Genomic DNA, 20,167 nt, shown 5'->3' with positions numbered 1-20,167 from the left:
GGGCGTCGCCGCTTGTCAGGGTGATGACAGGCTATCGGCAGCCTTACGCAGAAAATGAGCGTTTGAGGCGCGGCGCGCCCATTCTCCCGGTACCTGGCTCAAGTGTGGGCGGGTGCCCTTAGTTGATTCGAGGCATGGAACCTCATCCCAACAGCCGCCATTCGATGTTTTGCTCATTGACTGTGATGATGTCGGGCGGCAAAAACCGCGGCTTAACGGCCGCGGGAGAGGCGGGCGTGGGTCTGCCGGTTGCAGGTTCAAGGAGTTTGGCTTTGGCCAACTGCTGGATCAGCGCTTCGCTGGGCTTTTCTGGTGGGACGTTGGCCAGGCGTGCTTCCAGCCATTGCAGTTTGCCGTCCCAGGTGGGGAGTTTGGCGGGAGGTAAGGGGAGGATGTCGTTGATTTCGGGGACTTTGGGGGCAGCATAGGAGTAGTTTGCGAGAATTCGCCAGATTTTCTCATAGCGTTCGGCGCGCTCAAGGTCTTCCTGTTGACCAATGTAGTACAACTGGTCATCAGGCTGAGGGCCACGAAAGCCTTTGCCCAAACGAGAGGCCGAACTTTCGTCGCCGGCAGCCACCCCCATCTGTAACACTTCGAGTGCCTGCTGGAAGAGCCCCATATTTTTTAGGTTGATGCCGAGGGCGCCAGCTGCATCACCGTGCCCCTGCTCAGCGGCACAGCGCCGCATTTGTCGAGCAATGTCAGGGGCGATATTAATGGGTGCCAGCTTGTCGCCTACAAAGGCTTGGGCCAGGGCACTCCCCTGATCAGAAGCCTTGCGGAAGTAGCGCAGAGCCATTTCCGGGTCCTGTTTTAGCCCAGCCGAACCGCTTTTCAGAAAGAGGCCGATAAAGTAGTACCCCGTTGCCACATTCACGTCGATCAGTTGCTGACTCAGGCGCAGGTGTTCGGCACCACTGAGCGTGAAGTGGCCGCGCATGGTGCCGTTTTGCAGGTTGATGTTGGCTTTGTAATGGCCATTCTCAGCAGCAATCCGGTACAGGCGCTCGATCTCGGCGTCGACGCTTTTGTCCTGCTTGAGCAGGTTGTTTTTCTGGAGCCAGCGAGCGTATTGGAACAGCTCATCGGCCTCGGCGGACGGCGAAGGAATTTGCTCGTGTACACAGGTAAAGGCCAGCTTGGCTTTAATCTCGGTCAGTGGGTTCACGGCAGGGTCCTGAGTAGGGTGAGTAGGGGCGCTGCCGTTATCGCAGGCAGCCAGCAGCAGGCTTGTCAGCAATAGGCGTCTGCGCATCAGTCAAGGTCCTTCACGATCTTTCCACCCTAATAATGTCGACGCGACCGATAGAGCTATACCGCCGCCGGTTGTCTTGTCGCCGACGCGAAAGATGCCTCACCCCAACAGCCGCCATTCGATGCTTTCCTCATTGACTGTGATGATGTCGGGCAGCAAAAAACGCGGCTTGTGACTCTCAACCTGCAGGGTGGGCATGATCTCGTTCTTCTCGAAACGGCGGATCACGCCATCGTTGAACCGCGCGTAAACATCGCGACTCAGGCTGAATGCCCGCCAATAGCCAGTCTGGGGGCAGGCCTGGCCGCTGGTGCAGGTCGGTTCGGGGTAGTCGGCCTTGATGAACGCGGGGGAGTCGGGCGTGGGTCTGCCGGTTGCCGGTTCAAGGAGTTTGGCTTTGGCCAACTGCTGGATCAGTGCTTCGCTGGGCTTTTCTGGTGGGACATTGGCCAGGCGTGCTTCCAGCCATTGCAGCTTGCCGTCCCAGGTGGGGAGTTTGGCGGGAGGTAAGGGGAGGATGTCGTTGATTTCGGGGACTTTGGGGGCGGCATAGGAGTAGTTTGCGAGAATTCGCCAGATTTTTTCATAGCGTTCGGCGCGCTCAAGGTCCTCCTGCTGGCCGAGGTAGTCCAATTTATCGGAGGGAGGAGGACCACGGAAGCCATCTTCCAACCAACCCGCAGAGGTTTCATCACCCGCCATCACGCCCAATTGAAATGCCTCAAGTGCCTCCTGGTACTGATCATTGCTTTGAAGGTTTACGCCCAGAGCGCCAGCGGCCTTACCATTGCCCTGTTCTGCTGCACAGCGGCGCATTTGCCGAGCAACGTCCGGCGCGATGTCAATCGGCGCCAGTATGTCCCCCACTTCGTATTGGGCTTGCGCGCTGCCCTGATCGGCGGCCTTACGAAAGTAACGCAATGACATGGCCGTATCCTGCTTCAGCCCAGCCGAGCCGCTTTTCAGAAAGAGGCCGATAAAGTAGTACCCCGTCGCCACATTCGCGTCGATCAGTTGCTGACTCAGGCGCAGGTGTTCGTCGCCACTGAGCGTGAAGTGGCCGCGCATGGTGCCGTTTTGCAGGTTGATGTTGGCTTTGTAATGGCCATTCTCGGCAGCAATCCGGTACAGGCGCTCGATCTCGGCGTCGACGCTTTTGTCCTGCTTGAGCAGGTTGTTTTTCTGGAGCCAGCGAGCGTATTGGAACAGCTCATCGGCCTCGGCGGACGGCGAAGGAATTTGCTCGTGTACACAGGTAAAGGCCAGCTTGGCTTTGATCTCGGTCAGTGGGTTCACGAAAGTGTCCTGGGTCGGGTGAGTAGGGGCGCTGCCGTTATCGCAGGCGGCCAGCAGCAGGCTTGTCAGCAATAGGAATCCGCGCATCAGTCGAGGTCCTGAAGGGTCTTTTCGTCGTAGTAAAACTCGACGATCGGAGCGTATGGCGTCAGTTTTTGCGATTGGCGATCTTTGTTCTTATTGATGATCTTCTGCCAAGCCTTGAATGCTTTCGCGACATCATCCTGCGCCCCCCTCCCATTCGTATGCAGATCCCACAACCTGCGCCGCAACGCCCGCGTCACACTCATCCATTCATGCGCAATGTTCAGCTCGCTATCCACCTGCATGCTGCGCGTGTTGATATTCGCCGAGCCGTGGGTGGTGAACACGTCATTGACGATCATCAGCTTGGAATGGATGTACACCGGCATCCACTGCTGCCCCGCCGGCGAATCAGGCGCGACCAGTGAGCACACGTGGATTTTCAGGCCTGGGCGCGACTCTGGTTCAAGCGTGCTTTGCTCAATCGCCGCGATCTGGGCTTTGAGAGCTGTCTGTCGAGACGCATTGTTTCTGGCGGCGTCCCGTTGGGCTTCACCGGCCTTATCGCTTATCTCGCCACCCCCCAGTGCGTCGGTCAGGCTGGTCAACGTGAGCAAGGCTTGTCGCTCAAGCAGTTCAGCCAAGGTCGGCGTCTGCGCGTTGGCTTGGGCTTTGGCCTGTTCAATGCGCTGCAACTTGGTGATTTCAGGAATGGTATCGCCGCGTCCGAGGCTTTCGAGCATGCGCTGGGTGTTCAAGCTCCCCGGCCCCACGCCGTCTGGGCTGGCATTGGTGATTACAAACAGGTGTAAATTTCCATGCAGACCCGGATCACGCCCAGCGCCGGTTTGGACTTCGGCCGCCGCTTTGATCGCCTCGGCCAATGGCGGCCAGCGAAAGTACTGGTTCTCGATGTAGATGAATTGGGTCGCGTTGTTGACCGCCTTCAGGTAGATCTTTTCGATATCGCGCTTGCCGTCTTGTGCCTGGGTACGCACGATTTGGGCCAGCTGGCGGGTGACGCCGGGGGCGCATTGCAGTTGGGGGGCCACCGCCATCGCTTTGCGCGATGCGAGCAGGTCTTCACCGGTTTCCTTGCGCCAGGCAGTGGCGAAGTTATGGTGCAGGTGCTCTAGAATCGGCCCGCTGATCTGGCTGGAAATATCCTGGCGTGGTGTGTTGCCACGCGGCCCGCGATTGGGTGCAGGCTTGCTGCCCTCGGTGCGGTTCAGTGCTGAGTGCTTGTCGGTGTCCCAGTACTCGTCGAGCATGTTGTGGCCCATGACAAAACCAACGGCGCGGTCTGTCTGTTCATAGTCGATCAGGACGGTCTTCTGATGGTGGGTCGCAGTGCTGGCCAGCACGCCCAACGTGCTGAGGCTGAGCTGTGGGTCGAGGCTTTTGTATTTGGCCTGATAGGCAATTTCAGCCCGTTCATACATGCTGAAACCGCGGCCGACAAACACCGGCACATTACGAGCCACTCGGATCGCGGGCGCTAAGTGATCGGCGAATGCACATCGGGAAAACCATTTCCGATCTTCGGTATATTGGTCAGCGGTGGAGCTCTGCATCGCCCGATCCTTGATACGAAGCGGTCCTTTACCGGGAAGGTTGGCCTCGCCCCCTGCGCCCGCAGCATTGAACGGCATCTCCCAACCGAGCACCCGAACCTCGATCCCTTTCCCGGCTTTGGTCATCAGCAGTTCGCCAATGCTTGGGGCACTGCCATCGCGGATAAAGTACATCGACGGTTGAAACCCCCAGCAGATGATGTCGATGGTTTTAGTGGCTTGGGCGATAGCCAGATGCACGGCCTCGAAGGCTTCTTCACCGTTGATCAGCGGCTTATAGGTGGCTTTCGCAGGAGGGTACTCGGTGTTCGGCACGTACCAGGGCGCGGAGCAGGTCACCTGCTGTGTGTGTTGCAGGGCGACGGGGGCGACGATATCGGGTTCAGTCATGAAGTTTTCCCTTCCTGGTCATTGATCACGGCGGCATACAGGGCACGGTGATCCGTGTGCGATGTGGGTTGGCTCACCTCGGTGTCGGCTCGCGAGAGGTGGTTGTGCATGCCGCCATTGGCCAGGTGTGCTTGTTCGGCATTGCGATAGTCAGTAGGCACCGGGATCTGGTAGCTCACCCCGTTGGCCAACACCATTCGGTACTGCTGCGTCACGACCGCGTGGTCGATCGACACTTGCCCGGACTTGTCCAATACGCCGTGATTGAGCACTGCACCATCGGCGTAGAGCGTGTAGGGCATGCCTGCCCAGCCTTGATCAGGGGCATTGGGGGTTTGCGGCACGTTGAACCGCAACGCTTGTTTGAACAGGCTTTGTGGGTACTCCGGATCTGCGGCTTTCTGGCTGGCTGGACCGAGGGCTTCGAAGTACGCCGATTTGATCAGGTAGTCGCCCAGGGTCCCTGACTCGATGCTGCTCGCATCGAGGGTGATGTAGCTGCCGCCGGCATTGAGGGTGATTTTCTGCTTCGCGACGATACGGATTTCATCTTCGCTGCTGATGATCTCCAAACCATGGCGGGCCATCAGTTGCAGCGCGTCGTTTTGTGCCTGGATCTTTACCGGGCCCTGGTTGGCGATCAATTGGATGCCCAGCTTGCGCACGAACAGGCTTACCCCTTGTCCCACGCCGATGAACAGGCGCTTGACCACACTGATATCCGCCTCGGCTCCGGCGTTGATCATCAGGTTGTCCTGAGCGGCCAATTGCAGGTGTTGGCCGCTGGTGACGGCAACGCCTTGGGGGGCGCTGAGCAATACGACCGAGGCCTTGAGTTGATCGAGCTGGTCTCGCATCAATTTTAGTTGCGCTTGCACATCCGCTGGACCTGCGTTGGCGGCCTGGGCATCGGTCGATAATCCTTCCAACTGGTCACTCGCCTGTTGCAACCGGCCCAGCGCGGCGCTCATTTCCAGCATGTGTCCCTGAGCCTTGGGTTGTGCGTCGGCACTGATCAAGATCCCACTGCCGGCACGAATGGCGGCATGCCCATCGGTCCGCAACTCCGCGCCCTGGCCTCGCGGTTCGCGCTTGGCATCAACCAAATGCCCCAGGTTGAGCTGGCTCTTACCGCTGTGCTCAGTACTGAGCTTCACGTGCTCTTGCCCTCGCGTGTCGTCCATGCGCAATTTGTTATTGGCGGGGGTGCGCAAGACGTTGCGTTTGTAGTTGCGCAAGGTCACATGGTCAGGATGCTGGCTGTCGTGCAGGGCATGGGCGATGTAGGGCCGGTCGGGGTCGCCTTGTTCAAAGGCGATCGCCACTTCGGTGCCGGGGATCAACGGCAGGTGCAAGCCGTGGGTGTCGCCGGCGTAGGGCCTGGCCAGGCGGAGCCAGAGGCTTTCTTCGCCGGGTTTCCAGGTGTCGCGGTCGAACAGGAAATTGACCTTGTAGCGGCCTTCGATGTCGATGTGGCCGTAGGGGTCGTGCTCCTGCGGGCTGGTGACGCGGGCCGGGACGGTGCCGGCGATCCGAGGTTTTGGCGGCAGTGCTGGGCGAAAGCACACGGTTTCCGAGTAGGGAATGGCTTCAAAGTTGATTTCAAAACTGCGATCGCGGGCGGCGTGGGTGGTCAGTTGCGTGATCACCGCGCCGGGAGCAAAGGCCTGCGGCGCGCCGCCGGAGATGTTCAGGACCTGGCCGGGCGCCAGGGCGGCGCTACTGCTGACGCCGCTGAGTCGGGTCTGGCCGTTGAGGTAACGCTCGTGACGCAGGCGAGCATAGAAGTAGCCACTTTCGCTTTGCAGGTCTTCGTCATGGGCGTATCGGTCGCCTATCCCCGTGTACGCTTCGGCGTAGTGATAAGCCTCGCCGTAGGTACCGCTGGCGCCACGCGTTTGGTCGATCTCGCCATTCAGGTGAGCGTTGGCCACGCGGTGATGGTAGGTGCGGATGTTGACGCGTTTTTCCACCACGTGGTGGCTCGATTGCAGGCCCCACGTGCTGTCTTTTCCGCCGCTGCTGAGCCCGGATTGCGGACGGTAGGCCAGCTCGACATCGAACGTGTAATGACGCTGGTCGTCGTGAAATTCCACCACGTCGATGTTCAACCGCTCATCGTGGGTGAAGCGATACCAGATGCCCACATCGGCCAATAAGTGCGAGATAAAGGCCAGGTCGCTTTCGCCATATTGCATGACCTGTTCGCGCCTGGGGTATTCGCGCACCAGCTTGAAGAGGAAGTCCTGGCCTTCAAAGTCGTGGCGGCTGCGCAGGATGCTTTCGACGATCTGCGGGACAGATTGGTGTTGATAAATGCGGAACTGGCGGCCTCGCCCAAGCAGGGCCAGGCGCGGTTGCAGAGTGATTTCGTAGCGGGCTTCATCAACGGAGCCGGACAGGCGTTTGAAGCCGGTAACCACGCCGTGCAAGACACGCAGCGGTTCGCTCGAGGGCACGCTCAGGCCGCGAAAGGGCGGAGGCTGCGGCGCCCCGTACAGACTGAAGCAGGCGTTTTGGCCGAGCATCTTTTCAGCGGCAATGTCGCCGTCGGTGCTGGTGAATTCCACAGCATAGTTGAATGGTTGGCTCAGGCCTTCTGTGCCCTCGAAGGCCAGGACGTCGAGCGACTCGTCAACATCGCAAACAGTGAGCGTGTGCCGACGATGGTCGAAGAAAACGCTCGGTAATACGCTGGAAGCCATTCCTTTTACTCCTAGGCGCGAAAGCCCGAAGAGTAAAGATTTGGTCTCGGTGATTAATGTCGGAAGATTCGCCTTTACGAGACAGCCACTTCCTGAACGTGTTTTTGCGCTCCCTCTCACACAGGGAATGCGGCGTGCTCGACGACGTCCTCAGTGAGGCGCCGAACTTGGCGATTTGGCGTGTCATCCTACAACTAGGGTTTTCATGGCCAGCGCTGTATCCGCATAACCCCCAGATAAACGGCAATCTTTCAGATTGACAGCGCAGAGGGCGCCCGCTATAAAAGTCACAGTTGTACGACGACATATGACGTTACATATGTCTTATCTAACAAAAATAAAAAGTGATGCCATGAACTTGAACGAGCCCATCAACGCCCATCGCGTGGGCCAAGCGGTAGGCAACTATCGCTGGACCATCTGCGCGATGCTGTTCTTCGCCACCACCGTCAACTACCTCGACCGCCAGGTGCTCAGCCTGTTGGCGCCACAGTTGTCCACGCAATTTGGCTGGAGCAACACCGATTACGCGAACATTGCGGCGGTGTTCCAGTTTGTTTATGCGATTTCCATGCTGTTCGCCGGGCGGTTCGTCGACAAGATCGGCACCAAGGCGGCCTATGTCGTGGCAATCGGCATCTGGTCCACCGGCGCCATCATGCATGCGTTCGCGGTGCCGATGGGTGAGGGGATCGCGGCCGTGAGCGGCGCGATTGGCCTGGCGGTGATTCCGGTGTCGATCGCGGGCTTTATGCTGTCCCGTGCGGTACTGGCGATCGGCGAGGCGGGCAACTTCCCGATTGCGATCAAGGCCACCGCCGAGTACTTCCCCAAGAAAGAACGCTCGCTGGCCACCGGCATTTTCAACTCGGGCGCCAACGTCGGCGCGATCCTGGCGCCGATCTGTGTGCCGCTGATCGCCGGGGTGTGGGGTTGGGAAGCGGCGTTCATGATCATCGGCATGCTCGGCTTCATCTGGGTCGCGGTGTGGGCCGCGCTGTATGAAAAGCCCGATCAGCAAAAACGCCTGTCGGCCGAGGAGCTGGCCTACATCCGCAGCGATCAGACGGTCCAGCCGTTCACCGCGCAGGCTGCAGGCGCGGTGTCGCAAAAAGTCTCATGGTTCAAGCTGCTGACCTATCGCCAGACCTGGGCCTTTGCCTTCGGCAAGTTCATGACTGACGGCGTGTGGTGGTTTTTCCTGTTCTGGCTGCCGACTTACCTGTCGGCGCAGTACGGCATGAAAGGCGCCGATATCGTCATGCCGCTGGCGGTGCTGTACAGCATGACCATGGTCGGCAGCATCGGCGGCGGCTGGTTCCCCAGCTACTTCATGGCGCGTGGTGATGCGCCCTACGACGGCCGCATGAAAGCCATGTTGGTCATCGCGCTGTTCCCGCTGGTGGTGCTGCTGGCGCAACCGTTGGGCTACATCAGCTTCTGGGTGCCGGTGTTGCTGATCGGCGTGGGAGCGTCGGCGCACCAGGCGTGGTCGTGCAATATCTTCACTACCGTGTCCGACATGTTCCCGCAGAAAACCGTGGCCTCGGTGGTCGGTATCGGCGGCATGGCCGGTGGCCTGGGCGGGGTGGTGATGACCAAGGTCGGCGGCTGGGTGTTCGATTATTACAAGTCCATCGGCGATATCCACACCGGCTACATGATCATGTTCGCGATCTGTGCGCTGGCGTACCTGGTGGCCTGGAGCGTGATGAAGACGCTCGTGCCGCGCCACAAGGAAATCACCGATCTGTAAACCAGGCGGGGCTTGAGTCGTGCCAGCCCCGCATCACAACGCACGCGCCCAGGTCTGGCTGACCAATGGCTTGCCGAAACTGAGGGTGGGCTCTTCTTCAACCAGCTCAAAACCGGCTTTCTGGTAGAGCCTGCGTGCGTCGGTGAGGGCGCTCATGGTCCACAGCATCATGCGCGTGTACCCGGCATGTCGGGCAAAGCGCAGGCATTCGTCCACCAGACGCTGGCCGATGCCCAGGCCCCGCGCACTCGCGTCGACGTAGAGCATGCGCAACTTAGCGGTGCTGTCGTCATGGCGCACGACGAACACTGAGCCCACCACCGCGCCGTCTTTCTCCGCGATCCAGCAGCGCTCACGGGTCGGGTCGAACTCGCGCAGGTACTTGGCGACAATCTCCGCCACCAACGCTTCGAACTCCCAATTCCATTGGTATTCTCGCGCATACAGTGCCGATTGCTGCTGCACCACCAGGCCCATATCGCCGGGTTGTGGGTCACGCAATACGTAGCTCGGCGCGCTGCCTTGCAGCAACGTCTGAATGCGCTGCATGGCTGCGGTCAATTGCTGTTGTTGCGGCTCGGGCAAGGCACTCAATAAGGCCATGACTTCTTGCTGGGTTTTCTCTTCCAGCGGAGCCAGGACTGACCGGCCGAGGTCGCTGAGGTGCAGTTGCACCGCGCGCGCATCGGTGATCGAGCGGACTTTCTGGATCAAGCCCTTCTTCTCTAGCCCGCTGATCAACCGGCTCAAATAACCCGCGTCGAGACTGAGCATCTGACACAAGTCGGCGCTGGTCAGGTCGCCACGCGAGGACAGTTCGTACATCACCCGGATTTCGGTGAGGGAGAAGTCGCTTTGCAGCAGGTGTTCCTGCAGCACGCCGATCTGGTGCGTATAGAAACGGTTGAAGCCGCGCACGATACCGGCGCGCTGCACAAGCAGGGGAGTGGACATGATGTGCGCTCTAATAGTTGCCTTGGGCAATTATATTGTTGCCTTAGGCAATCATGTCAATATGTTTAATTCAGCCGAACAGCACCTTCATCAGCGCGGCAACGATGGCTTCCGGTGCGTCTTCCTGCACCAGATGCCCCGCGTGCGGGACGCGAATGCAGGTCGGCTCCGCCAGCCGGCTCGCGAGTGCATCGCCTTGCGCCACGGCGAGCCACTGATCTTCCTCGCCCCACAGCAGCGTCACCGGGCAGCGGATCTCGGCGAGTCGCTGTTCGATCGCGTCGGTGTAGCGTTGATCCATCTGTGCGATCTGTCGATAAAAGGCCATCTGGCCTGTTTCGCCGGTCCACGGTGCGACATAGGTTTGCAGTACGTCGGCTGGCAGTGGCTTGAAGGCGGCACCTTGGATGTAGGCGCGCACAATTGCCTCGTGGATATATGCCGGTGCTTCGCTGAACGCCGATTCGTGCAGGCGCACGTGCTAGATCAACGGGGAGCCCCAGGGCGCCATCGCGACGGGATCGACCAAGGTCAGGCTGGCGTAGTTGCAGCCATCCAGCAGATGGGCGCGCAGCGCCGTGGCACCGCCGAAATCGTGGGCGAGCACGTGCGGGCGGTCCAGCTGCCAATGCTTGAGCAGCGCCGTGAGCAGGGTGTTTTGCATGCCGAGGGAGACGTCCTGGCCGGGGGCTTTTTCCGACTGGCCGTAGCCGAGCAGGTCGTAATAGAACACGCGACACCGTTGCGCGAACAACGGCGCAATACGCCGCCAGACCTGGGACGAGAGGGGCGTGCCGTGAACCATCACCAGCGCCGGTCCCGCCGTGCCGATGTGCCCCCAGCGCACGGCCTGGCCGTGAAAATAAAAGGTGTCGGGTAATGCAATGGCGTCACGCGCGATGGTCATCGATGAATCTCCTGTGAGGATGATGCGAACGGTTATGAACACGCCGCCCGACACCGGCGAATGTTGAGGAGTGTGCAGCGGTCATCAGGCTTATCCATGAGGCCGTGCCTGCATGGTGCATAACCCCGATGCTGTGCTACAAACGAGTTCTCGGCCCTGAACGCATAACTTCAGATTATGAATATGTTCGGCAAGACCTTACCGCCGCTCGCCAGCTTGTTGCCCTTCGAGGCGGCGGCGCGCCTGGAGAGTTTCTCCAGGGCCGCCGATGAGCTGCACATCACCCAGGCCGCCGTCAGTCGGCAGATCCGCGGGCTTGAGGACAACGTCGGGGTGAAGCTGTTCTGCCGGCGCAATCGCGCGGTGTTTCTCACGCAAGAGGGGCGTGAACTGGCGCAGGTGGTCAGCCAGGCACTGCTCAGCATCAGCGAGAAGGCCGCCGCTCTGCGTGCGACGCCCCAGCGCAACCGTGTGGTCCTGCTCTGTCAGTTATGCGAAGCGTTTTACTGGCTGATGCCGCGGCTGTCGAGCTTCCACCAGCAATACCCGGCCATCGAAATCCAAGTGGTGACGTCTACCCGGCCACTCGCCGAATTCAATGACCACTTCGATGTGGCCCTGCAAAGCACGCGGCGCGCCAGCGGGCCGCATGCGTTGATGTTCTCTGCCGCCGACGAGGTGTTCCCGGTGTGCAGCCCGGCTTACCTGAGTGCGGAACGACCGCTGCACCTCAGCGAGCTGCAGCCCTGTACGTTTTTGCACCACAGCTCCGAGCCGCCCCATTTGATGGAGTGGGACAGCTGGTTGCAGGTGTTAGGTCAGACGCTGGCCAGCGACGCGCGCAGCGCCACGTTCGACAGCTACCCGCTGATGCTCCAGGCCGCTGTCGAAGGGCATGGGATCGCCATGGGCTGGCGGCGCACCGCGAGCCGGCTGATTGAAAGCGGGGCGCTGGTAAGGCCGTGTGTCGAGAGCGTGCATTTACCGCAGGCGCTCTCGGTCTATCGACAGCAGGGCGGCGGCAACCGCCCCGAGGTGATGGCGCTGTTGGCCTGGCTTGAGGCGCAGTTGCAGAATGAGGGCTGACGGGAGCGAAACCGCTTGCGCCAACCATGTGGCAATGTAAGCGTTCTACGCGTATTTCAAACATCCTTCGACAGCGAAAACGGAGCCTTTCCTTATGCCCACCCTGCACCTGCTGTGCGGCAAGATCGCCTCGGGCAAGTCGACGCTTGCCAAGGCGCTCGTCAGTGAACACGCCGCCATCTTGCTCAGCGAAGACCTGTGGCTGGCACAACTCTATCCCGGTGAAATACTCGCGGTGGCCGATTACGTGCGCTGCGCCCAACGCATTCGCGGGGTCCTGGGGCCGCTGGTGATCGATCTGCTGCAGTCGGGCGTCAACGTGGTGCTGGACTTCCCGGCGAACACCCTGGCCAGTCGCGAGTGGTTGCGTGGCCTGGCCCAGGCCGCACAGGTGGAACATCGCCTGCACTATCTGGAGCTGGATGACGACACCTGCCGCAGCCGCCTGCATGCTCGCAATGCCCAGGGTGAGCATGACTTTGCCGCGACCGATGCCGAGTTCGAACTGATCACCCGCCACTTCTGTGTGCCGAGTGAGGACGAGGGCTTGGTCATTGAGGTCCATCGCCCATGAGCATGGAATGGCCAGCGGGATTTCAGCGCTGAAGTCATCGGTCACGCCGACACTGACGCGGCGTGACCGTTCTGTCACGGCTCAGTAGACATCGCGCAAGTAACGCTTCTGCTCACTCATCCGCCGCCAGTAATCGACGGCGCTCTCGACGCCCAGCCCGCCGTGGCGATGGGCAACCTGGCGCAGGGCCTGGTCGACATCCTTGGCCATGTGGCTGGCATCCCCACAGATATACAACTGCGCACCTTCCTGCAGCCAGCGCCACAGCTCGGCGCCGTGTTCGCGGATGCGATCCTGCACGTAGATCTTCTGCGCCTGGTCGCGGGAAAACGCCAGGCTCAGGTGGCTGAGCAAACCGTCGCGCTGCATGCCCTGCAGTTCATCCTGGTAGTAAAAATCGCTCGCCGCATGTTGCTCACCGAAAAACAGCCAGTTGCGGCCCTGATGCCCCAGGGCCCGACGTTCCTGCAAAAACGCGCGGAAGGGCGCCACGCCGGTGCCGGGGCCGATCATGATGATCGGCACATCACCGTCGGCGGGAAGCCGGAAGTGCTTGGAGGGCTGCACGAACACCGGCACTTCGCCGTTGCCGGCACGGTCGGCGAGGAAGGTGGACGACACGCCCTTGCGCTTGCCGTAGCGCACGGCCGCCACGGTGAGGTGGACTTCACGCGGGTACGCCTTGGCGCTGGACGCGATCGAATACAAGCGCGGTTGCAGGCGCTTGAGCGTGCCGAGCAGTTCGTCCGCAGAGCAGTCGATGGGGTATTCGTGCAGCACGTCCGCCAGTTGCCGGCCCCACAGCCAGTCTTTCAGTTCGGCTTTGCGCTCAGGTTCGAGCAGGTGTTTCAGGCCTGGCTTGGCGCTGCGTGCGGCAATGAAGGCCAGGGTCTCGCTGTTGGGCCGGGCAATTTCAAAGTGCTCGGTCAGGGCCTGGTGCAGCGGCACGTCGCCGAGTCTGTCGATGTTTACGAAGGTGCTGGAACCCAGGCGCGTCAGCTCGAGCAACTCGCTGACCAGTTCCGGGCAGTTGCGTGGCATCACTCCCAGGGCGTCGCCGGCTTCGTAGGTCAGCGCGGAGTCCGCCAGGTCCAGGGAGAACTGGCGGGTTTCCTTGTACGGGCTTTGCTGGTTCAGGTGCAGGTTGAGCAGCAACCGTGACGCATGAGGCTTGGGTTTGCCGCTCGGCGTGGCGAGCGCGACGGGCGTTGCCGGGTTGAGGGTGTGTAGGAACTGCGTGAACCAGGCATCGGCGCGCTCTTCGAATTCGGTATCGCAGTCGACGCGCTCCAGCAAGCGCGTGGCGCCCAATTCGAGCAGGCGCCGGTCGAGTTGTTTGCCGTGCTGGCAGAACTGGTCGTAGTTGGGATCGCCCAACGCCAGTACCGCGAAGCGCAGCGACTCCAGGCGGGTTTCGGCGAGGGTCAGGCTGTGCCAGAAACCTTCGCCGTTGTCCGGCGGGTCGCCGTCGCCGAAGGTGCTGCTGATCAGCGCGAGGTTCTGCGTGTGCGCCAGTTTGCTCGCGGGGAAGTCCGCCATTGCGCTCAGTTCCACCGCGATGCCGCCGGCGCGCAGGCGTTGGGCAAAGCGCTCGGCCAAGGCTTCGGCGTTGCCGGTTTGCGAGGCCCACAGCAAGGTGACGGCCGGGGTGTCGGCAGCGGGCGCCAGTGCCACGGCGCTGGCCTCGGTGCGGCTGAACAAACCGCCCAACAGGCCGTCCAGCCACAGCCGCGCGTCCCTGGCCACGGGCGCATTCGCCGGCAGCGTCGGAACACCGCTGGCCTGGCGCGCAGCACTGGATTGCAGGCCACTGAGAAAACCGGCGAGGTAGGTGCGCTCATTGTCGCTCAATGACGGCGACGGCAGGTTGCGGATGCCGACCAGGTCGGCGAAGGCGTCGAGGCGCGACATGGCGAGTTCCTCTGTTAAGGGGGATACGGGGTGGGCGGCCGGTGCCGATACATCGAGGAACTGGTGCTCGATCAGTTCGACCCGTTGCAGGGCGACCGCACAGAACTTGAACTCGGGCTGCAGCGAAATCGGGTCGACCGCGTCATGGGTCACGGCGTTGATCGCCAGGTTGTCGCCGAACACATCGTTCCAGTGAAACGGCGCAAAACAGTTGCCCGCCCGCACACGGTCGCTGATCACTGCGGGCAGCACGGCGCGGCCGCGTCGTGAGCGCACCTCGACCGGGTCTTTGTGCTTGATGCCCAGGCTGGCGGCGTCATCGGGGTGGATTTCCACGAAAGGGCCGGGGTTGAGTTTGTTCAGCGTGGCGACCTTGCCGGTCTTGGTCAGGGTGTGCCACTGGTGTTGCAGGCGGCCGGTGTTGAGCACGAACGGGAACGCTTCATCGGGCATTTCCGCCGGGGACAGGTGCGGGCGTGGGAAAAACCGGGCTTTGCCGTGTTCGGTGGCGAAAACGATCGTCGGCTGGCGGCCGTCGGCGTCGGTCTTGAGGGGCTGGTTGATGCCGTTATTCAGGTAGCGGATCGGGTTGCGCTCTGCGGCCTCAATCGACGCGCACGGCCATTGCAGCGGTCGTTCGCGCAGGCGCGCATGGCTGGCGCCGCGGATGTCGTAGCCGGTGGCGGGGTTCCAGGCGCGCTTGATCTCGTCGAACACCTCGGCGGCGGACGCATAGGTGAAGGCGTCGGCGAAGCCCATTTCGCACGCGACCCTGGCGATGATCTGCCAGTCGGCCAGCGACTCGCCGGGTGGCTCCACGGCTTTTTGCATCAGGGTCAGGTTGCGCTCGGAGTTGATCATCACCCCTTCGGCTTCGGCCCACAGCGCGCCGGGCAAGAGGATGTCGGCGTAGCGATTGGTCTCGGTATCGAGGAACGCATCCTGGGTGATCACCAGTTCGGCGCTTTGCAGCGCCTTGATCACGGTCTGGCGATTGGGCGCGCTGGCCACCGGATTGGTGCAGATGATCCAGCAGGCTTTGATCTGCCCGGCCGCCATTTGTTCGAACATGCCCACGGTGCCACTGCCGGCCTGGCGCGGCAGGCTGTCGACGGGCAGGTTCCACAGTGCTTCGATAAATGCGCGGTCGGCGTCGACCAGCACCGAGCGCTGCCCAGGCAGGCCGGGGCCCATGTAGCCCATTTCACGACCGCCCATGGCGTTGGGTTGCCCGGTCAGGGAGAACGGCCCGCTGCCGGGGCGGCAGATCGCGCCGGTGGCCAGGTGCAGGTTGCACAGCGCGTTGGTGTTCCAGGTGCCGTGGGTGCTTTGGTTGAGGCCCATGGTCCAGCAGCTCATCCACTCGGCGGCCTGGCCGATCCAGTCGGCGGCTTGGCGGATGTCGGCTTCGGCCAGGCCGGTCAGTTCGGCGACCCGCTGCGGCGGGTAGTCTTCCAGAAAGCCGGGCATGGCCTCCCAGCCTTCGGTGAACGCGGCGATAAAGGCCGGGTCGGTGTGCCCGTTTTTCACCAGCAGGTGCAGCAAACCGTTGAGCAGCGCGAGGTCGGTGCCCGGTTTGATCGGCAGGAACAGGTTGGCCTTGTCGGCCGTGGCGCTGCGCCGCGGGTCGACCACGATCAGTCTGGCGCCGGCCTTGACCCGGTCCATCATGCGCAGGAACAGGATCGGGTGACAGTCGGCCATGTTGGCGCCGATCACGAAGAACAGGTCGGCGCGGTCGAAGTCTTCATACGAGCCGGGCGGCCCGTCGGCACCGAGGGAGAGTTTGTAGCCGCTGCCGGCGCTGGCCATGCACAGGCGTGAGTTGGATTCGATATGCGCGGTCCGCACAAAGCCCTTGGCCAATTTGTTGATCAGGTACTGGGCTTCCAGCGACATCTGCCCGGACACGTAGAACGCCAGGGCGTCCGGGCCATCGCGGTCGAGGATGGCGCGCAAGCGGCCGGCGGTCTCGCTGATGGCCTTGTCCATGCCGATCCGCACCGGGTCATGCTCCCGCGCCTGGCGCAGGTAGGCGTTTTCCATGCGGCCGGACTCGGCGATGGCTTGCCCGCAGGTGGTGCCTTTGGTGCAGAGCCGGCCGGCGTTGGTGGGGTGGGCCTTGTCGCCGATCACCTTGACCACGCGGTTGTGCTCGACCTGCATGACGATGCCGCAGCCCACGCCACAATAAGGACACACGCTGCGTACACTTTGGTTTGCCATCGGTAACCCTCGGATCATTTCTGCCGCCCATAAAAAAACGCCCTGCAACCCTCCGTTGGAAACGGGGATTACACGGCGCCTTTGTCGTGAGTGGCAGTCTGCGTTGACTGCTTGGTATGCGTATTCCTAGCAAGTCACGCGCCAGGTTTTTCACACGCCGCTGTGACGGGCCTGGTTGCCCCCAGCGCGGGCCCGTCACGCGCAGAAATGCACTTTTATGACGCCGGAGCGCACCAGTTGGAGGCACAACCAGCGGTGTCTGGCAGGGTTGAGCACCCTTTGCAGCCTTTGCGACGGGCATGGCGGCTGGTTGGCACAGAGCCTGCAAGCACTCTGTACAACCCACCTCGGTCAACGACGATCGACAGGCCATACAGGTCATGGGCACCAGCGGTAGAACCGGCGAAGACGTCCGGATCGACCCCGCATCAGAACAGGCAAAGGCGCCTGGAACCGCAAGGTTTCAGGCGTTTTTTTTTGCTTTTTAAACCGTGATGAGCTTTGTCGGGTGCTTGATATGAATTCCACTCTCGCCAGTCTGAAACAGCTGAAAACCCTGATCGTCGTCGGCAATGGCATGGTCGGCCATCATTGTGTGGCGCAACTGATCGAGCGCGGCGCCCTGGAGCACTATCGCCTGCATGTGTTCAGCGAAGAGCCGATGCGTGCCTATGACCGCGTGCATTTGTCCGAATACTTCACTGGCCGTGATGCCGAGTCGCTGGCGTTGTCGCACGCTTCGCTGTACCAGACGCCGGGCGTGACCCTGCACCTGGGGGCGCCGGTACTGGAAATCGACCGCGCCCGCCGTGAGGTGATCACCGCCACAGGCAGCGTGGCGTATGACAAATTGGTCCTGGCAACCGGCTCTTACCCGTTTGTGCCGCCGATCGACGGCGCGCAAGGCGATTCGCGGCTGGTCTACCGTACCCTTGAAGACCTCGATGCCATCCGTGGCGCCGCCGCGAATGCGCGGCGTGGCGTGGTGGTCGGCGGTGGCCTGCTCGGCCTGGAAGCCGCCAACGCCCTGAAAAGCCTGGGCCTTGAAGCCCATGTGGTGGAGTTCGCGCCGCGCTTGATGCCGGTGCAACTGGATGACTTCGGCGGGCTGGCGCTCAAGGCGCAGATCGAGCGCCTGGGCGTGGGCGTGCATTTGTCCCGCGCCACTCAATCGATCAGCGCGGGCGAGCAGTACCGCTATCGCATGAACTTTGCCAATGACGAATTTCTGGAAACCGACCTGATCGTGTTCTCCGCTGGCATCCGCGCCCAGGACGCACTGGCCCGCCAGGCCGGCCTGGAGATCGGCCCGCGCGGCGGGGTGGTGATCAACGATGAATGCCTGAGCAGCGACCCGGACATCTACGCGATCGGCGAGTGTGCGTCGTGGAACGGCAGCCTGTTCGGCCTGGTCGCGCCGGGTTACCAGATGGCCCGAGGGGTGGCCGCCCTGTTGTGCGGGCAGACCTCCGAGCCCTTTGTCGGCGCGGACATGTCGACCAAACTCAAACTGCTGGGGGTGGACGTGGGGTCCATCGGCGACGCCCATGCACACACCCCCGGTGCGCGCAGCTACCAGTTCATCGACGAGGCCAGCGCCAGCTACCGGCGCCTGGTGGTGGACGCCAGCGGCAAGCAGGTGATCGGCGCGGTGCTGGTCGGCGACAACAGCTATTACGACACCTTGCTGCAGTACATGCAGAACGGCATTGCGTTGCCGTCCGAACCGGCCGGCCTGATCTTGCCATCGTCCGCCGGCGCACCAAGTCTCGGCCCTGGCGCGTTGCCGGAGTCGGCCACCGTCTGCTCCTGCCATAACGTCACCAAAGGTTCGATTTGCGCGGCCATCGACAGCGGTTGCGCCGACCTCGGCCTGCTCAAGGCGCAGACCAAGGCCTGCACCGGTTGCGGCGGCTGCGCCGGTTTGCTCAAGCAGGTGTTCGAGCATGAACTGGTCGCCCGTGGCGTCAGCGTCGACAAGAGCCTGTGCGAACACTTCGCCTACACCCGTCAGGAGTTGTATGCGCTGGTACGCGTGGAAGGGGTGATCACCTTCGAAGAGTTGCTGGCCAAGCACGGCCGTGGCCACACCGGTTGCGATGTATGCAAACCGGCGGTGGGCTCGATCCTGGCGTCGTGCTGGAACCAACCGATCATGGACGCCTCGCTGGTGCCGTTGCAGGACACCAACGACACGTTCATGGCCAATATGCAGAAGAACGGCACCTATTCGGTGGTGCCGCGTATTCCGGGCGGCGAAATCACCGCAGAAAAACTCATCGCCATCGGTGTGGTCGCGCAGAAATACCAGCTCTACACCAAGATCACCGGCGGCCAGCGTATCGACCTGTTTGGCGCGCAACTGCATGAGTTGCCGGACATCTGGGCCGAGCTGATCGACGCCGGGTTTGAAACCGGGCACGCCTACGGCAAATCCACGCGCACGGTGAAGTCGTGCGTCGGCAGTACCTGGTGCCGCTACGGCGTGCAGGACAGCGTGAAAATGGCGCTGCTGATCGAGGACCGCTACAAGGGCCTGCGTTCGCCGCACAAGCTCAAGTTCGCGGTGTCCGGCTGCACCCGCGAATGCGCCGAAGCGCAAAGCAAAGACGTCGGTGTGATCGCCACCGAGAAGGGCTGGAACCTCTACATCGCCGGTAACGGCGGCATGCGCCCACGCCACGCCGAGCTGTTCGCGACCGACCTGGATGACGCCACGCTGATCCGCTACATCGACCGCTTCCTGATGTTCTACATCCGCACGGCCGACAAATTGCAACGCACCTCGGTGTGGCGTGAAAGCCTGGAAGGCGGCCTGGATTTCCTCAAGGACGTGATCCTCGACGACAGCCTGGGCCTGGGCGCCGAACTCGAAGCGCAAATGCAACTGGTGGTCGACCGGTACGAATGCGAATGGGCCAACGCCCTCAAAGACCCGGAAAAACTCAAACGCTTCCGCACCTTCGTCAACGACAAACGCCCGGATCCGGACATCCATTTTGTCCACGAACGCGGCCAGCGCCGGCCGATCATGGCCGCCGAACTCAACCTGATTCCCGTCATCGAGGAGCTTGCCTGATGAGCCAGTCCAACACTTTGCGTAACCTTGCCACCTGGAAAAGCGTGTGCAGCGAAAGCGACCTGGTGAACAATTCCGGCGTGGTGGTGTGGTACGACGGCGCACAAGTCGCGCTGTTCTACCTGCCGGACGCGCCGGACCAGACCCTCTACGCCATCGACAACCATGACCCGGAATCCGGCGCGAACGTGATCGGCCGCGGGCTGGTCGGCAGTATCAAGGGCGATCTGGTGGTGGCTGCGCCGATCTACAAACAGCATTACCGTCTGGCGGACGGCCAATGCCTGGAGGCACCGCAGCAGCGCTTGCGGGTATGGCCGGTGCGGTTGAATGCGGGGGTGGTGGAGTTGGGGGTGAGTTGAGGCGAGGTCGGCCGAAGGCGCCCATCCTCCAGCTGCCTGCGGCATGTGGAGAATGGGCGCGTGCC

At 61.8% G+C, this 20,167-nt stretch carries 11 protein-coding genes and 1 pseudogene; 5 read left to right on the top strand and 7 right to left on the bottom strand.

What is annotated here, in order from left to right:
* Window positions 1-142 precede the first annotated feature (142 nt).
* From PverR02_RS17225 to PverR02_RS17210, 4 genes are all read right to left on the bottom strand, one after another.
* Window positions 143-1,258 carry an SEL1-like repeat protein gene (locus PverR02_RS17225; RefSeq protein WP_079443992.1) on the bottom strand — a complete coding sequence of 372 codons (1,116 nt, stop codon included), beginning with the start codon at window positions 1,256-1,258 and terminating at the stop codon, window positions 143-145.
* A gap of 99 nt (window positions 1,259-1,357) precedes the next feature.
* On the bottom strand, window positions 1,358-2,554 hold the full coding sequence (locus tag PverR02_RS17220; protein WP_321572479.1) for an SEL1-like repeat protein: 1,197 nt from the start codon (window positions 2,552-2,554) through the stop codon (window positions 1,358-1,360).
* Between the two features lie 86 nt (window positions 2,555-2,640).
* Window positions 2,641-4,542: a phospholipase D-like domain-containing protein gene (locus PverR02_RS17215; protein ID WP_079443990.1), complete on the bottom strand. Its 1,902-nt coding sequence runs from the start codon at window positions 4,540-4,542 to the stop codon at window positions 2,641-2,643.
* Window positions 4,539-7,247, bottom strand: coding sequence for a type VI secretion system Vgr family protein (locus PverR02_RS17210; protein WP_079443989.1), 2,709 nt, complete (start codon window positions 7,245-7,247; stop codon window positions 4,539-4,541). Before PverR02_RS17210 ends, PverR02_RS17215 begins: the two co-directional genes overlap by 4 nt.
* A gap of 352 nt (window positions 7,248-7,599) precedes the next feature.
* Between PverR02_RS17210 and PverR02_RS17205 the strand changes: the two genes are divergently transcribed.
* Window positions 7,600-9,003 carry an MFS transporter gene (locus PverR02_RS17205; protein ID WP_079443988.1) on the top strand — a complete coding sequence of 468 codons (1,404 nt, stop codon included), beginning with the start codon at window positions 7,600-7,602 and terminating at the stop codon, window positions 9,001-9,003.
* Window positions 9,004-9,036: 33 nt separating this feature from the next.
* On the opposite strand, the gene PverR02_RS17200 is transcribed toward PverR02_RS17205, so the two are convergent.
* Together PverR02_RS17200 and PverR02_RS17195 are read right to left on the bottom strand one after the other, a co-directional pair.
* A complete protein-coding gene (locus PverR02_RS17200) occupies window positions 9,037-9,957 on the bottom strand; it encodes a bifunctional helix-turn-helix transcriptional regulator/GNAT family N-acetyltransferase (protein ID WP_079443987.1) in 921 nt (306 codons plus the stop codon).
* Window positions 9,958-10,027: 70 nt separating this feature from the next.
* Window positions 10,028-10,864, bottom strand: a pseudogene (locus PverR02_RS17195) (alpha/beta fold hydrolase).
* Window positions 10,865-11,041: 177 nt separating this feature from the next.
* Here PverR02_RS17195 and PverR02_RS17190 point away from each other — a divergent pair.
* Both PverR02_RS17190 and PverR02_RS17185 read left to right on the top strand, forming a co-directional pair.
* Window positions 11,042-11,950, top strand: coding sequence for a LysR substrate-binding domain-containing protein (locus PverR02_RS17190; protein WP_079443986.1), 909 nt, complete (start codon window positions 11,042-11,044; stop codon window positions 11,948-11,950).
* A 94-nt stretch (window positions 11,951-12,044) separates the two neighbouring features.
* Window positions 12,045-12,524, top strand: a complete 480-nt coding sequence (locus tag PverR02_RS17185) for an AAA family ATPase (RefSeq protein ID WP_046383619.1) — start codon at window positions 12,045-12,047, stop codon at window positions 12,522-12,524.
* An 81-nt stretch (window positions 12,525-12,605) separates the two neighbouring features.
* Here PverR02_RS17185 and PverR02_RS17180 read toward each other — a convergent pair whose 3' ends face one another.
* Window positions 12,606-16,661 (bottom strand): bifunctional nitrate reductase/sulfite reductase flavoprotein subunit alpha, encoded by a 4,056-nt coding sequence (locus PverR02_RS17180; protein ID WP_079443985.1) that lies wholly within the window; start codon window positions 16,659-16,661, stop codon window positions 12,606-12,608.
* Window positions 16,662-17,178: 517 nt separating this feature from the next.
* On the opposite strand from PverR02_RS17180, the gene nirB reads away from it, so the two are divergent.
* Both nirB and nirD read left to right on the top strand, forming a co-directional pair.
* Window positions 17,179-19,740, top strand: coding sequence for a nitrite reductase large subunit NirB (nirB, locus tag PverR02_RS17175; protein WP_079443984.1), 2,562 nt, complete (start codon window positions 17,179-17,181; stop codon window positions 19,738-19,740).
* Window positions 19,740-20,102, top strand: a complete 363-nt coding sequence (gene nirD, locus PverR02_RS17170) for a nitrite reductase small subunit NirD (protein ID WP_017846422.1) — start codon at window positions 19,740-19,742, stop codon at window positions 20,100-20,102. The genes nirB and nirD overlap by 1 nt, the downstream gene beginning before the upstream one ends.
* The last annotated feature ends 65 nt before the right edge of the window (window positions 20,103-20,167 follow it).

It is taken from the genome of Pseudomonas veronii (assembly GCF_002028325.1).
In the GTDB taxonomy this organism is placed as follows: domain Bacteria; phylum Pseudomonadota; class Gammaproteobacteria; order Pseudomonadales; family Pseudomonadaceae; genus Aquipseudomonas; species Aquipseudomonas veronii.
Note: the sequence above shows the minus strand (reverse complement) of the source record. Positions and strands in the feature narration are given on the sequence as shown.

What these genes read in the sequence shown, in the direction of transcription:
- PverR02_RS17225 (WP_079443992.1), bottom strand. Translation starts at nt 1,258, where the DNA reads ATGCGCAGACGCCTATTGCTGACAAGCCTGCTGCTGGCTGCCTGCGAT.
- PverR02_RS17215 (WP_079443990.1), bottom strand. Translation starts at nt 4,542, where the DNA reads ATGACTGAACCCGATATCGTCGCCCCCGTCGCCCTGCAACACACACAG.
- PverR02_RS17210 (WP_079443989.1), bottom strand. Translation starts at nt 7,247, where the DNA reads ATGGCTTCCAGCGTATTACCGAGCGTTTTCTTCGACCATCGTCGGCAC.
- PverR02_RS17205 (WP_079443988.1), top strand. Translation starts at nt 7,600, where the DNA reads ATGAACTTGAACGAGCCCATCAACGCCCATCGCGTGGGCCAAGCGGTA.
- PverR02_RS17200 (WP_079443987.1), bottom strand. Translation starts at nt 9,957, where the DNA reads ATGTCCACTCCCCTGCTTGTGCAGCGCGCCGGTATCGTGCGCGGCTTC.
- PverR02_RS17190 (WP_079443986.1), top strand. Translation starts at nt 11,042, where the DNA reads ATGAATATGTTCGGCAAGACCTTACCGCCGCTCGCCAGCTTGTTGCCC.
- PverR02_RS17185 (WP_046383619.1), top strand. Translation starts at nt 12,045, where the DNA reads ATGCCCACCCTGCACCTGCTGTGCGGCAAGATCGCCTCGGGCAAGTCG.
- PverR02_RS17180 (WP_079443985.1), bottom strand. Translation starts at nt 16,661, where the DNA reads ATGGCAAACCAAAGTGTACGCAGCGTGTGTCCTTATTGTGGCGTGGGC.
- nirB (WP_079443984.1), top strand. Translation starts at nt 17,179, where the DNA reads ATGAATTCCACTCTCGCCAGTCTGAAACAGCTGAAAACCCTGATCGTC.
- nirD (WP_017846422.1), top strand. Translation starts at nt 19,740, where the DNA reads ATGAGCCAGTCCAACACTTTGCGTAACCTTGCCACCTGGAAAAGCGTG.